The sequence below is a fragment of the Bacillus sp. FSL R7-0166 genome, from assembly GCF_038008935.1.
Lineage (GTDB): Bacteria > Bacillota > Bacilli > Bacillales > Bacillaceae > Bacillus > Bacillus altitudinis.
In genome coordinates, this window is sequence record NZ_JBBPAC010000001.1 from 72849 (window position 1) to 88131 (window position 15283).

General features: G+C 42.0%; 12 protein-coding genes and 1 pseudogene. All 13 read left to right on the top strand.

All coding sequences use genetic code 11. The annotated features are described in order from the left end of the window. Window positions 1–151: 151 nt before the first annotated feature. The 13 genes and pseudogenes from spoIIE to pabC all read left to right on the top strand — a co-directional run bounded on the left by spoIIE (window position 152) and on the right by pabC (window position 15279). Window positions 152–2635: a stage II sporulation protein E gene (gene spoIIE, locus NST01_RS00400; protein ID WP_024719363.1), complete on the top strand. Its 2484-nt coding sequence runs from the start codon at window positions 152–154 to the stop codon at window positions 2633–2635. 76 nt (window positions 2636–2711) lie between these two features. Next, window positions 2712–3446, top strand: coding sequence for a vWA domain-containing protein (locus NST01_RS00405; RefSeq protein ID WP_008341829.1), 735 nt, complete (start codon window positions 2712–2714; stop codon window positions 3444–3446). Next, window positions 3430–4440, top strand: a complete 1011-nt coding sequence (locus tag NST01_RS00410; RefSeq protein WP_182489635.1) for a protein kinase domain-containing protein — start codon at window positions 3430–3432, stop codon at window positions 4438–4440. The genes NST01_RS00405 and NST01_RS00410 overlap by 17 nt, the downstream gene beginning before the upstream one ends. 98 nt (window positions 4441–4538) lie before the next feature. Further along, window positions 4539–5961: pseudogene (gene tilS / locus NST01_RS00415) on the top strand (tRNA lysidine(34) synthetase TilS). Beyond that, a complete protein-coding gene (gene hpt / locus NST01_RS00420) occupies window positions 5958–6497 on the top strand; it encodes a hypoxanthine phosphoribosyltransferase (protein ID WP_007496175.1) in 540 nt (179 codons plus the stop codon). The pseudogene tilS and the gene hpt overlap by 4 nt, the downstream one beginning before the upstream one ends. Before the next feature lie 95 nt (window positions 6498–6592). After that, window positions 6593–8497, top strand: coding sequence for an ATP-dependent zinc metalloprotease FtsH (gene ftsH, locus NST01_RS00425; protein ID WP_284725972.1), 1905 nt, complete (start codon window positions 6593–6595; stop codon window positions 8495–8497). A 163-nt stretch (window positions 8498–8660) separates the two neighbouring features. Then, complete coding sequence (locus NST01_RS00430; RefSeq protein ID WP_008341820.1) at window positions 8661–9437, top strand: type III pantothenate kinase; 777 nt, start codon at window positions 8661–8663, stop codon at window positions 9435–9437. Window positions 9438–9452: 15 nt separating this feature from the next. Further along, on the top strand, window positions 9453–10328 hold the full coding sequence (hslO, locus tag NST01_RS00435) for an Hsp33 family molecular chaperone HslO (RefSeq protein WP_007496169.1): 876 nt from the start codon (window positions 9453–9455) through the stop codon (window positions 10326–10328). 46 nt (window positions 10329–10374) lie between these two features. Then, window positions 10375–11283, top strand: coding sequence for a peptidyl-prolyl cis-trans isomerase (locus tag NST01_RS00440; RefSeq protein ID WP_035391546.1), 909 nt, complete (start codon window positions 10375–10377; stop codon window positions 11281–11283). A 77-nt stretch (window positions 11284–11360) separates the two neighbouring features. Further along, a complete protein-coding gene (gene cysK / locus NST01_RS00445; protein ID WP_008341814.1) occupies window positions 11361–12284 on the top strand; it encodes a cysteine synthase A in 924 nt (307 codons plus the stop codon). A 124-nt stretch (window positions 12285–12408) separates the two neighbouring features. Further along, the gene (locus NST01_RS00450; RefSeq protein WP_341041301.1) at window positions 12409–13827 is read left to right on the top strand and encodes an anthranilate synthase component I family protein; all 1419 of its coding nucleotides are present in this window, start codon (window positions 12409–12411) and stop codon (window positions 13825–13827) included. A 13-nt stretch (window positions 13828–13840) separates the two neighbouring features. Beyond that, window positions 13841–14434, top strand: coding sequence for an aminodeoxychorismate/anthranilate synthase component II (gene pabA / locus NST01_RS00455; protein WP_008341810.1), 594 nt, complete (start codon window positions 13841–13843; stop codon window positions 14432–14434). Continuing rightward, window positions 14431–15279, top strand: coding sequence for an aminodeoxychorismate lyase (pabC, locus tag NST01_RS00460; RefSeq protein WP_341041302.1), 849 nt, complete (start codon window positions 14431–14433; stop codon window positions 15277–15279). The genes pabA and pabC overlap by 4 nt, the downstream gene beginning before the upstream one ends. The last annotated feature ends 4 nt before the right edge of the window (window positions 15280–15283 follow it).

Genomic DNA, 15283 nt, shown 5'->3' on the forward strand with positions numbered 1-15283 from the left:
TCTGATGAAAGACATCGACTTTCAAGAAAGTATGCCTTTTTGGCAAATAAAGCGTCGAACGTTTTATGGAAACGACAACTTCTTTTGACAAAATTTCTTTTTCACCTTCGCTATAATGACAAGCAACGAATATCAGGTGGGGGATGAAAAGATGGAAAAACTAGAAAGAAGAACTGATTTAACGGGAGCCGGGTTTGAAAGAATCAGTGCAGGGTTAAAAAAGATGAAAAACCTGTTTCTTCATCATACGCATTCTCTTTTTTTCTATAAAGGGTTTATTTATGTTGTTCTGGGCTTTTTATTGGGACGAGCCTTTATCTTATCTGAAATTATGCCGTTTGCATTGCCTTTCTTTGGGTCCATGCTGCTCATTAAAAGGGATAAAGCGATGCTTGCTTGTCTTGCTTTACTCGCTGGAGCGATGACGATATCACCTCAAAATGCATTATTCGTGTTTGCGTCATTGATCGTGTTCCTCCTCATGTCAAAGGTCGTTTCTTTTATCATCAAAGACCCGGTGAAAACATTACCGGTTGTGATTGTGCTCTCAATGCTGATGACCAGGGGAGCTTTTGTATACCTCGAGCAGGGTGCGGTTCAAAGTTATGACTATGTGATGGCGGGGGTTGAAGCTGGACTTGCCTTCATTCTGACACTGATATTTCTTCAAAGTTTGCCGATTTTTACAGTCAGGAAAATCAAACACTCTTTAAAGGTTGAAGAAATTATTTGCTTTATGATATTAATCGCTTCAGTTTTAACAGGTCTGGCTGGGATCACATTTCAAGGAATGCAGGCAGAGCATATTTTGTCACGATATGTAGTGCTGAGCTTTGCCTTTATTGGAGGAGCGAGTATTGGTTGTACAGTGGGTGTTGTAACTGGATTAATTCTTGGTCTCGCCAACATCGGCAACCTTTATCAGATGAGTCTGCTTGCCTTTTCGGGCTTATTAGGCGGATTACTAAAAGAGGGGAAAAAAGCAGGAGCCGCCATCGGCTTGATTGTGGGTTCTTTACTAATCTCCCTCTACGGTGAAGGGTCAGCAGGGCTAATGACCACGCTATATGAATCACTCATCGCAGTTGCACTGTTTTTGCTCACGCCACAGTCAGTAACGTCTAAGGTGGCAAAATATATTCCTGGTACGGTAGAGCATGTACAGGAACAGCAGCAATATGCCAGAAAAGTACGAGACGTGACAGCAAAAAAGGTAGATCAATTCTCTAATGTATTTCATGCGCTGTCTGAGAGTTTTGCGACATTTTACGAATCCATTCCTGAGGAAAAGAAGCAGGAAGAGGATGTAGATCTTTTTTTAAGTACGATCACAGAACGTTCCTGTCAAACGTGCTATAAGAAAAATAAATGCTGGGTGCAGAACTTTGATACAACCTATGAACTCATGAAACAAGTTATGCATGAATCTGATGAAAAAACGTACGAGCATAACCGGAAGTTGAAAAAGAAATTCAGTCAGCACTGCTCAAAATCAAAGCATGTAGAAGAATTGATTGAAGAGGAGATAGCTTACTATAAAGCAAATCAGACCTTAAAGAAAAAGGTCCAAGACAGCAGGCGCCTTGTGGCCGAACAACTTATGGGTGTCTCACAAGTCATGGAGGATTTTTCCCGGGAAATAAAACGAGAAAGAGAGCAGCATTTTATTCAGGAAGAGCAGATGATAGAAGCACTTCAGAATTTTGGAATTGAAATTCAGCAAGTTGAAATTTATAGCTTAGAACAGGGAAATGTTGATATAGAGATGAGAATTCCCTATTGCCAAGGTCATGGGGAATGCGAAAAAATCATCGCTCCAATGCTCTCGGATATTTTAGAAGAACAAGTTTTAGTCAAAGCAGAGCAGTGTGCGGAGCATCCAACAGGTTATTGTCATGTTGTATTCGGTTCTGCAAAATCGTATCGAGTGTCTACAGGTGTAGCACATGCAGCGAAAGGCGGAGGATTAGTATCTGGAGACAGCTACAGCATGATGGAGCTGGGTGCAGGTAAATATGCCGCAGCTATTAGTGATGGGATGGGAAATGGAGCAAGAGCCCATTTTGAAAGCAATGAAACGATCAAGCTGTTAGAAAAAATCTTGGCGTCTGGTATTGATGAAAAAGTAGCGATTAAAACGATTAATAGCATTTTATCTTTACGGACAACAGATGAAGTCTATTCCACATTAGACTTATCCATTATTGATTTACAGGATGCGAGCTGTAAGTTCCTCAAGATTGGCTCCACCCCAAGTTTTATTAAACGTGGTGATCAAGTGATGAAGGTACAGGCCAGCAACTTGCCTATTGGCATTATTGATGAATTTGAAGTAGAAGTGGTGAGTGAACAGATGAAGGCAGGAGATCTCCTTATCATGATGAGCGACGGGATCTTTGAAGGACCAAAGCATATCGAAAATCATGATTTGTGGGTCAAACGAAAAATGAAGAGCTTTAAAACAGAAGATCCGCAAGAGATTGCTGATTTATTAATGGAGGAGGTCATTCGCACAAGAGCAGGTCAAATCGATGACGATATGACGGTTGTCGTCATTAGGCTCGACCACAATACACCAAAATGGGCATCCATTCCGACAGGTACATTCTACCTTCAGAAACAAGAGATTTCTTGAAATATCGTATAATATGAATTTCTTCTGGCGATGATGGGGATATAAGCATTCAGTTACAATCCCAGGAGGAATGAAGATGCGAAAAGGTCACGTAAACCAAATCTTACTGATTACAGATGGCTGCTCAAATCATGGGGAAGACCCACTTGCGATTGCCGCATTGGCAAAGGAGCAAGGGATCACAGTCAATGTCATTGGCATTATGGAAGAGAACAGACACGATCATGAAGCGATGAAAGAAGTAGAGGGGATTGCTCTAGCAGGCGGAGGCATTCATCAAGTTGTCTACGTTCAGCAATTGTCCCAAACCGTACAAATGGTGACAAAAAAGGCGATGACGCAAACGTTACAAGGTGTTGTGAATAAAGAATTGCAGCAAATTCTTGGCAAAGATACTGAAATTGAAGAACTTCCCCCAGATAAGCGTGGAGAAGTGATGGAGGTTGTGGACGAGCTCGGTGAGACGGTTCATCTTCAAGTGCTTGTGCTTGTGGATACGAGTGCAAGTATGAAACCGAAGCTGCCAACGGTCAAAGAAGCACTCATCGATCTCTCTATTAGTCTAAATTCGAGAATTGGTGAAAATCAGTTTGGGATGTGTGTATTTCCCGGGAAAAACTCAGATGCAGAAATTGTGTTGAACTGGACGCCTCGGTTCGATTCGTTATCATCGATTTTCCCGAAGCTGACAACAGGAGGAATTACACCGACTGGACCAGCAATTCGAGAAGCACTCCAGCATTTCAAATCAGTTCGTTCACGAAAAGGGCTGCTTGAAGCGAAGGAAGAACATGATGAATTCGGCTTCTAACATCCCATTAGGTACAATGATAAAAGGAAAGTGGCATCAACAACATTACCGCATTGTAAAAGAGCTGGGAAAAGGGGCGAACGGTGTGGTTTATCTGGCCGAATCGTCAAAGGGGCAAGTGGCCCTTAAAGTGAGTGATGACAGTATGCTCATTGCATCTGAAGTCAATGTATTAAAATCCTTTTCAAAGGCTCCTGTGAAAACCATGGGGCCTTCTTTTTATGATATGGATGATGCTCTTTATCCTGGAATGTCAGAGAAACGGTCGTTTTATGTCATGGAGTATGTCAGAGGGCCATTGCTGCTTGAATTTGTGAAACAAAAAGGCGATGAATGGATCGTCGTTCTCATGATTCAACTGTTGTCTAACCTTGCTCACTTACATAAGGAAGGCTGGATCTTCGGTGACTTGAAGCCTGATAATCTCATCGTTTCAGGCCCCCCAGCTACGATTCGATGTATTGATGTTGGAGGAACAACGAAGGCAGGAAGGTCGATTAAGGAATACACCGAGTTTTTTGACCGCGGCTACTGGGGCTTCGGTACAAGAAAAGCAGAACCTTCTTATGATTTATTTGCTTTAAGTATGGTCATGGTGAACTGTGCCTATAAAAAAGAATTTAAAAAAGGGGCAGAACCAGAAAAACAGCTTTATCGAGCGATTGAAGGACATCCTTTATTAAAGCGATATGAGAGGGTGTTAAAAGCGGCTCTCCAAGGCAAATATCAATCAGCGGCAGACATGAAAAGCGCGATGCTGAAAGAAGGACAATTGCTTGCTTCAAGAAAATCACGACAAAAGAAGCCATCACAGCAAAATAGGCAAAAGCCAGCTGTTCCCCAACATCAACAGGCCGCACCTTCACGATCAAGAGTTGCTGCTGCGAAAAGAACATCAGTACGCAAAAAATCAGGCGGTCTTTTTGAAACCATTCTCATCTTATGCAGTGTGCTCGCTCTTTACTGTGCTTATGTGGTTTTATTCCTATTATAGAGCTGTAAAAAAGCAGGCTTCTTCTTTGCTTGGAGCTAATGAAAGTGATAGGATATGTATATCTTTAAATTACCTGCTCTCTTTGTGAGGAGGAAGTTGTGAATAGAATTGAATCTTTTTTGAAAAAACATGATGTTTTCCTTGAAAATACGACAGTCATTGTCGGGGTTTCTGGCGGACCAGATTCTATGCTCTTGCTGCATGAACTAAACAAACGTCGAAAAGGTTCCTTTCAGCTGATTGCAGCCCATGTAGATCACATGTTCAGAGGAGAAGAATCCTTTGCTGATTTGGCATTTGTTGAAGCGTACTGTAAAGAGCATGAGATCCTTTTTGAATCGGCTCGTATACAGGTCACCCAATATGCAAAAGAAAACCGCTTAAACAAACAGGCAGCTGCAAGAGAGTGCAGATATGCTTTCTTTCGTCAATTGATGGAACAGTACAACGCTCAATTTATAGCGCTTGCACATCATGGAGACGATCAAGTAGAAACAATGGTGATGAGGCTGACAAGAGGGACTGTTGGAATAGGACTCGCAGGTATGCAAGCAAAGCGGCCTTTTCAAGAAGGGTGGCTGATTCGTCCGCTGATTGGATATTCTAAGGATGATGTACTCACTGCTTGCGAAAAAGAACAAGTTCCTTATGTCATTGATCAAAGCAATCACACCGATGACTACTTGAGAAACCGGATCAGAAGACACGTTCTTCCCGTGTTAAAAGAAGAGGCACCTCATGTGCATGAAAGCTTTCAGTTTGTAAGTGACATGCTGACTGAGGATGAGCAGTACTTGCAGGCATTAACAAAGGATCAAATGCATCAAGTCATTACGAATCAAACGCCTAAGCAAATTGAGATCAAAACGAAGCCTTTGCTTGACCTGCCTTTGCCTTTACAAAGAAGAGGCATTCAACTAATATTAAACTATCTTTATGAAAACACTCAATCAGCGTTTTCAAACCAGCATATTCTAGGGACTTTGGACTGGTTATCTCATACTGATCAACCGTCTGGATCATTAGATTTGCCAAAAGGTTTACAAGCTGTCAAATCTTATGATCACTGTATGTTTACCTTTGAACGATCGCTTGTCATAGATCAGTCATATACTCATCATTTAAAAGGTGAGCTTGGCGAGGAACTTTTTCTCCCGAATGGACAGTCTATCTTGGTATCAAATCATGTTCCGAAGGATGCGCGGAACGGAAACCATTTTTTCTTGCTTCAAAAAGATCATGTTCGTCTTCCTTTGATCATTCGCTCACGAAAAAACGGTGATCGAATCAAACTTAAAGGGATGAATGGATCAAAAAAGGTGAAAGATATATTTATTGATAAAAAAGTGCCTCTTGCAGAAAGAGACAGCTGGCCGATCGTCACTGACTCGGATCATCAAATCATCTGGATCCCAGGTCTGAAAAAATCCGTTTTTGAAGAAATTGATATGACAAACAGCGATCTCATTGTATTACAATATAGACAGCACGAAAATTTGTAGGGGGCAAGCAAAAGCATGAAACAAGATATTGAAAAGATTTTGATCTCAGAAGAAGAGATCCAGCTAAAAGTGAAGGAACTGGGTGCAACATTAACCAGCGATTATGATGGTAAATTTCCCCTGGCTATTGGTGTTTTGAAAGGGGCTCTTCCATTCATGGCAGACCTGATCAAACACATTGATACATATTTAGAGCTTGATTTTATGGATGTATCTAGCTACGGAAAGTCTACCGTATCTTCTGGAGAAGTGAAGATCATCAAAGATCTAGATACTTCTGTTGAAGGAAGAGATATTCTAATTATGGAAGATATCATCGACAGTGGGTTAACTTTGAGTTATCTGGTAGAGCTTTTCCGATACCGTAAAGCAAACTCCATTAAAATTGTGACATTGCTTGATAAACCAAGCGGCCGCAAAGCAGACATCAAAGCAGATTATGTTGGGTTTGAAGTACCAGATGCATTTGTTGTTGGCTATGGATTGGATTTTGCCGAACGTTACCGAAACCTCCCGTATATTGGAGTGTTAAAACCATCTGTTTACGAAGGCTAATGAGCACACGTTTACATGAGGTTATTGGTTGTGTTGGAATGATTTTCTATGATACTATTGAACATAGTTGTGCTTACTGTGGGAGGAGGTAAGGAATGAATCGGGTTTTTCGTAATACGATTTTTTATATACTTATTTTATTACTTGTGATAGGGGTTGTCAGTTGGTTAGGATCCCCTAATCAAAAGCCTGAGAACATGTCTTACAGCAAATTTTCGCAAAATTTAAGTGCGGGAAAAGTGGAGAGTATCTCCATCCAGCCTGTAAGAGGGGTTTATGAAATTCGTGGTCAATTAGATGGCGCGAAGAAAGATGAATACTTCATTACCCACGTTCCAGATGGTCAAGGAGTTGACCAAATTTACAGTGCACTGAAGAATACAGATGTAAAAGTAGAACCAGCACCTGAAACAAATGGATGGCTGCAAGTTCTGACAACCATCATTCCATTCATCATCATCTTTATCCTGTTCTTCTTCTTGTTGAACCAAGCTCAAGGCGGTGGAAGCCGTGTCATGAACTTTGGTAAGAGTAAGGCGAAGCTTTACACAGAAGAGAAGAAACGTGTGAAATTTAAAGATGTTGCCGGTGCGGATGAAGAAAAACAAGAGCTCGTAGAAGTGGTTGAATTCTTAAAAGATCCACGTAAATTTGCGGAGCTTGGCGCAAGAATCCCTAAAGGGGTTTTACTAGTAGGACCTCCAGGTACAGGTAAAACATTGCTTGCGAGAGCATCTGCAGGAGAAGCAGGCGTTCCTTTCTTCAGCATCAGTGGTTCTGACTTCGTCGAGATGTTCGTCGGTGTCGGTGCATCACGTGTACGTGATTTGTTTGAAAATGCGAAAAAGAATGCACCTTGCTTAATCTTTATTGATGAGATTGATGCAGTGGGTCGTCAGCGTGGAGCAGGTCTTGGCGGTGGTCATGATGAGCGTGAACAAACGCTTAACCAGCTTCTTGTTGAAATGGATGGTTTTAGTGCCAACGAAGGGATTATCATCATTGCTGCAACGAACCGTGCAGATATCCTAGATCCTGCATTGCTGCGTCCGGGACGTTTTGACCGTCAAATTACGGTTGACCGCCCAGATGTCATTGGCCGTGAAGAAGTACTGAAGGTTCATGCGAAAAACAAACCGCTTGATGATACAGTCAACTTGAAAGCCATTGCAAGCAGAACACCAGGTTTCTCTGGGGCAGATCTTGAGAACTTACTAAACGAAGCAGCGCTTGTTGCTGCCCGTCAAAACAAAAAGAAAATTGATATGCGTGATATCGACGAAGCAACTGACCGTGTCATTGCTGGACCGGCTAAGAAAAGCCGTGTCATTTCGAAGAAAGAACGCAATATCGTGGCGTACCATGAAGCAGGTCATACCGTCATTGGGCTTATCCTTGACGAAGCAGACATGGTGCATAAAGTAACGATCGTTCCTCGTGGTCAGGCAGGCGGATATGCGGTCATGCTTCCAAGAGAAGACCGTTATTTCCAAACGAAGCCAGAGCTTCTTGATAAAATCGTCGGCTTGCTTGGCGGTCGTGTTGCAGAGGAAATTACGTTTGGTGAAGTAAGTACAGGCGCTCACAACGACTTCCAGCGTGCAACAGGCATTGCAAGAAGAATGGTCACAGAGTTCGGTATGTCTGATAAACTTGGTCCTCTACAATTCGGTCAAGCACAAGGAGGTCAAGTATTCCTTGGCCGTGATTTCAACAACGAGCCGAATTATAGTGAAGCGATCGCTTACGAAATTGACCAAGAAGTTCAGCGCTTCATCAAAGAAAGCTACGAACGTGCGAAACAAATTCTCACTGAGAATAAAGATAAGCTAGAAATCATCGCACAAGCTCTTCTAGAAGTGGAAACATTAGATGCTGAACAAATTAAATCTCTTTACGATACTGGAAAGCTTCCAGAGCGTGTATACGCAGATGACGAAGAGAAAAACGATGATGTGAAAGTGAACATCAAGAAAAAAGAAGAAGACGAGGAGATTTAATCTCCTTCTATAAAAAGCTGTCGGGCTCACCGGCAGCTTTTTTTATTTCGATTCATGAATGGATCGGTTTCGAATTGTTTACAAATGGAACTCAATTCGTGTATGGTATGATAGAAAGTCGAAAAATGCTCTTTTTGAGACACTATTCAAAGTGGTGATGAAGTTGTTACTCGTGATAGATGTAGGAAACACAAATACCGTTTTAGGTGTTTATCATAATGGCGATTTGAACTACCATTGGCGGATTGAAACAAGCCGTCATAAAACAGAAGATGAATTTGGTATGGCAATCCGATCCTTATTTGACTATGTAGGGCTGATGTTTGACCAGATAGAAGGGATTATCATTTCTTCTGTTGTCCCGCCAATGATGTTTGCTCTGGAAAGAATGTGCGAAAAGTATTTTCACATTACTCCTCAAATCGTTGGGCCTGGCATGAAGACTGGATTAAACATTATGTGTGACAATCCAAAGGAAGTCGGCGCTGATCGAATTGTAAATGCAGTGGCGGCCATTCATCTGTATGGGGCGCCTCTCATTGTGGTAGACTTTGGAACAGCCACAACCTACTGCTATATCAATGAACAAAAACAATACATGGGTGGCGCAATTGCACCGGGTATTACCATCTCAACAGAGGCTTTATATACAAGAGCGGCTAAGCTGCCAAGGATTGAAATTGTTCGTCCAGATCATATCGTAGGGAAAAACACGATCAGTGCGATGCAATCAGGTATCCTGTATGGATATGTTGGTCAAGTCGAGGGAATAGTGAAACGGATGAAGCAGCAAGCCAAACAAACACCGAAAGTCATTGCAACAGGCGGTTTGTCTACATTGATTGGAAATGAATCAGACTGTATTGATATTGTCGATCCGTTCCTCACATTAAAAGGGCTCCAATTAATTTATGAACGCAATCGTGTCGGTGTATTATAGGAGGGTTTAATCAAAATGGATTATTTAGTTAAAGCGTTAGCATATGACGGGAAAGTCCGTGCGTATGCTGCGAACACAACAGATACAATCAACGAAGCGCAGAGAAGACACCATACGTGGCCAACTGCTTCAGCTGCAATCGGCAGAACCATGACAGCGACTGTCATGATGGGAGCCATGCTGAAAGGCGAGAATAAATTAACTGTCAAAATTGAAGGCGGTGGGCCGATCGGAGCCATCATTGCAGATGGAAACGCAAAAGGTCAGGTGCGCGGATATGTCTCAAACCCACAAGTTCACTTTGATTTAAATGAACATGGGAAGCTGGACGTTAGACGTGCTGTTGGCACATCTGGAACGTTAAGTGTTGTCAAAGATATCGGACTGAAAGACCACTTTACAGGGCAAACGGAAATTGTCTCAGGTGAAATTGGAGATGACTTTACTTATTACCTCGTCTCCTCTGAACAAGTGCCATCCTCTGTAGGTGTGGGTGTTCTTGTCAATCCAGACAACTCCATCCTTGCAGCAGGCGGTTTCATCATTCAATTGCTGCCTGGAACAGAAGATGCAGTCATCGAAAGACTCGAAAAGAGATTATCAACCATTGAACCGATCTCTAAACTGATTGAAAAAGGGATGACTCCTGAAGAAATTTTAGAAGAAGTGCTCGGTGAAAAACCTCAAATTTTAGAAACTGTACCTGTCGAATTTTCTTGTAACTGCTCAAAAGAACGGTTTGCCAACGGTATTATCAGCCTAGGGAAAGCCGAAATTGAGGATATGATTGAACAAGACGGACAAGCAGAAGCTCAATGCCATTTTTGTAACGAAACGTATGTATTTACAAAAGAAGAGCTAGAAGAGCTACGTGAAGAAATAACCCGCTAAGCTCTAAGCAGCGGGTTTTCTTTTTAGAATGGAAAGGAGACGAAAGATGAGACTGAAAGCAAGAGTGGTATGGACATTTATCCTCGTTCTGCTCATGATTAATGCCGTTGTCATTGCATATGTATTAACAAAGTCACAAATGTCGCAAGCTTCTTCAAATGGGAAGAGCGGTGAAGAAATTGCTTCTATTGGGAAAGAGAAAGTCACACGTCAAGAATGGTTAAAGAAAATGGAAGACCGCTACGGAAAGGCAACACTTGAACAAATGATCAATCAGAAGGTAGTCAATCAGCTTGCGAAAGAAAACAAGCTGGAGGTATCTTCAAAAGAGATCAATCGTGAGCTGCTGATGCTGAAAGCGGTATCTAATAATTTCTACGAAGACGGTCATACAAGTGAAAAGGAATGGAAAGAGCAGATTCGTTATCAAATTTTATTAGAACAGCTTCTAACGAGAGATGCGGTCGTTTCTGAAAAAGAAGCCAAATCCTTTTATGAAAAAAACAAAGACTTGTATCAATATGATGACTCATACCGAATTCGCCACATTGTTGTGAAAACAAAAGACGAGGCACAAAGTGTATTAAAAGATTTAAAGGGCGGATCTAGTTTCGAAGCTGTAGCAGCTGAACGATCCACCGATCGATATACCTCTCCTTACGGCGGAGATCTTGGATTTGTCACAGAAGAGCAAGAAAGCATTCCAGCCCTATACATACAAGAAGCCCAAAAGCTTAAGCCAGATGAATGGACGAAAGAGCCGATCGAGATCAAAAATGGTTATGCCATCATACAATTAAAAGAAAAATTAAATGGCCGCTCCTTCTCTTATGAAGAAGTCAAAGATCAGATCAAAAGGCAGATCGCCATGGAAGATCTGGGTGAAAAGGCGAATGTCAAAACCCTGTGGAAAGAAGCAAAAGTCACATGGTTTTACGATGGAGAGCAGGACTAAAAGCATTGACAAAATTTTTCGAAATTGATAATTTAATATTAATACAATAAAATTACTCGGAGATAGAGGTGTTAGTGATGGCTCGTATTGCAAATTCAGTTTTTGAACTAATAGGAAATACACCAGTCGTTAAATTAAACCGTTTAGTAGATGAAGACAGTGCGGATGTCTACTTGAAACTTGAATATATGAACCCAGGCAGCAGTGTAAAAGATCGTATTGCGTTAGCGATGATCGAAGATGCTGAAGCAAAAGGTACATTAAAAGCTGGTGACACACTCATTGAGCCAACAAGTGGAAACACAGGAATCGGTCTTGCGATGGTCGCGGCTGCAAAAGGAATCAATGCGATTTTAGTTATGCCGGATACAATGAGTCAGGAGCGCCGCAACCTTTTACGCGCTTACGGTGCAGAGCTTGTATTAACACCGGGTGCAGAAGGAATGAAAGGTGCCATCAAAAAAGCAGAAGAATTAGCAGAAGAGCACGGATACTTCATGCCTCAGCAGTTCAGCAATGAAGCCAATGCTGAGATTCACCGCCGCACAACAGGGAAAGAGATTCTTGAACAGTTTGACGGCGACCTTGATGCATTTATTGCAGGAGTTGGTACGGGCGGTACGATTACAGGTGCTGGTGAAGTCCTGAAAGAAGCCATCCCATCTATTCAGCTTTATGCGGTAGAACCAACAGATTCTCCTGTACTATCAGGCGGGAAACCAGGTCCGCATAAAATTCAAGGCATCGGAGCAGGGTTTGTTCCATCTATCTTGAACACAGAAGTATATGACGGCATTATCCAAGTGAAAAACGAAGATGCATTTGAACTTGCAAGAAAGGCAGCGAAAGAAGAAGGAATCCTTGGTGGTATATCTTCAGGAGCAGCCATTTATGCAGCGCTACAAACAGCGAAGAAGCTTGGTAAAGGGAAAAAGGTTCTAGCGATTATTCCAAGTAACGGTGAACGATACCTTAGTACGCCGCTTTATCAATTTGATTAAACAATACACCCCAGCATTTGCTGGGGTTTTTTCATGAATTCTGAAGATGGAAAGCAAATACTATTTTCTAAATAAATTGGATTGCATTACAATAAGATTAATGAAAATGAAAAAGGATGATAACATGACACAACGTAGGCCGATGGGCATCAAAATTCCTTTTACGAAAGATGCATTCTTGAAACGATACGAACAATTAACGGCTCATGAATCACATCACGTCCTTCTTGAAAGTGCACGTGGCGGAGAATACAGTATTGCCGGCATTCATCCGATCGCTAAAGCGAAAGGGAAGGACGGGATGACCACCATCCATTATCAGGGTGAGGTGTTTTTCAAAGAGGGAGATCCTTTCAGGGCATTTGCTGATTGGTTTCAAACCCTACAAACCGAAACGAACGACGAATACCCTGACTTCCAAGGTGGAGCGATTGGATTTTTAAGCTATGATTACGCAAGATATATCGAGCATTTCAAAATGCTGTCCATCGATGATTTGAAGACGCCTGATTTGTATTTCCTCGTATTCAATGATGTCGCTGTCTTTGATCATAAAGAAGACGCCCTCTGGCTGATCACTCATACAGAAGGAGATGAACCTGTCAGTGAAGTTCATCAAAGACTCGAAGAATTAAAGCAAAGCTGGACAAGCACATCAGAAGAATCAGCACATTCACCTGTCAACGTGTCTTCTTCGGAATGTGTACCTGCTGCACCTTTTACTGAAGAAGCTTTCGGGGTAGCTGTAGAAACGATTAAACAATATATCGCGAACGGTGATGTGTTCCAAGTGAACCTATCCATTAGACAAGATGAACAGCTTCATACCCACCCATATCATTTATACAAAACATTACGTCACGTGAATCCATCTCCATATATGTCATATCTGCACACGCCAGATTTCCAAATTGTCTGTGGATCTCCAGAGCTGCTTATTAAGAAAAAAGGCATTCAGCTCGAAACAAGACCGATCGCTGGCACAAGATCAAGAGGCAAGGATGATGCGGAAGATCAAGCGCTGGCAAAAGAACTCATTGAAGATGAAAAAGAACGCGCAGAACATGTGATGCTCGTTGATCTTGAGCGGAATGATCTTGGACGAGTGTCTACTTATGGCTCAGTCAAGGTGAACGAATTTATGGCCATTGAGAAATATTCACACGTGATGCACATTGTATCAAATGTCCAAGGGGAGCTGCGTGATGATTGTGATGCGGTAGATGTCATGAGAGCTGTATTCCCAGGCGGCACAATTACAGGTGCGCCAAAAGTGAGAACAATGGAAATCATAGAAGAACTTGAGCCAACAAGACGTGGGCTTTATACTGGATCTATAGGCTGGTTTGGATTCAATCAAGATATGCATTTTAATATCGTCATTCGTACGGCTTATTGTACAGGGGGCAGAGCCTTCATGCAGTCAGGTGCAGGCATTGTCATCGATTCTGTACCAAAGCACGAATACAAAGAATCGATTAAAAAAGCCTATGCAGTGAAAAAAGCATTACAGTTGAGCAAAGAAGAGACTATTTTGAGTTAGAGGTGAGCAGAGTATGATATTAATGATTGATAATTACGATTCATTTACGTACAACCTGGTCCAGTATTTAGGTGAGCTTGGGGAAGAACTGATTGTAAAACGAAACGATCAAGTCACTATTCAAGAAATCGAAGAGCTTAAGCCAGACTTTCTGATGATTTCTCCAGGACCTTGCAGTCCGGATGAAGCAGGAATTAGTATGGAAGCGATCAAACATTTTGCTGGGAAGATTCCGATCTTTGGTGTCTGTTTAGGTCATCAATCCATTGCACAAGTATTTGGTGGAGATGTCATTCGTGCGGAGCGGTTAATGCATGGGAAAACATCAGAGATTGAACATGACGGCAAAGGTGTCTTCACGGGACTCCAAAATCCGCTCGTCGCCACGAGATATCATTCATTAATTGTTAAAGACGAGACGCTACCGGAGTGCTTTGTCAGAACAGCGAGCACAAAGGAAGGTGAACTCATGGCCATTCGCCATAAAGAACTTCCGATTGAAAGTGTTCAATTCCATCCAGAATCGATTATGACGTCCTTCGGTAAGGAAATGCTCAGAAATTTCATTGAAACCTATCGTAAAAAGGGGAATGAAGTAAACGCATGATCATTTACCTGAACGGTCAGTATATAGAGGAGAAAGATGCGACTCTTTCTCCTTTTGATCATGGTTTTCTATATGGCATCGGTGTATTCGAAACATTTACCTCTCTAGCAGGACAAGTCTTCTTGTTAGACTGGCATCTTGAAAGGCTCAATCAATCATTGCGTGACCTTTGCATCGAATCCACAATAGAGAAACCATTTGTACTCGACATCATTCATACATTATTCAAACAAAATCAAATAACGGGCGGTCATGCGAGGATCCGCTTCAATGTTTCTGCGGGCAGAGGCAATGGATTTTCTGCAGACCCTTATGAGGAGCCTGTTGTTTTTGTGATGATCTCCCCATTCCGGCCCGAATCAATAGTAGATGAAAAACAGGGAATCATTCTTGATACAAGAAGAAACACACCGGAAGGTCCAAGACGGCTCAAGTCGCATCATTACATGAACAACCTGCTGGCGAAAAGAGAAGTAGGGAACGATCCGTCGATAGAAGGGATCTTTTTAACAAAAGAAGACGATGTGGCAGAAGGAATTACGTCAAATCTATTTTGGCGAAAAAAAGATGTGATCTATACACCTTCACTTGATACCGGCATTTTAAACGGGGTTACCCGTCGATATTGTATCGAAAAGCTGCAAGCTTCGGGGATCTCACTAATAGAAGGAAGATATCCACTCTCACACTTGCTCTCAGCTGATGAGGCGTGGATGACCAATTCGGTTCAGGGAATTGTGCCTTTTAAAAATATCGGAGACACCGTCCTGCAAAACCACAACCGAACGATTTCGACCAAGCTGAGAACAGAATATACAAAAGAACGTCTAGAACATAAAGAGTAGGTGG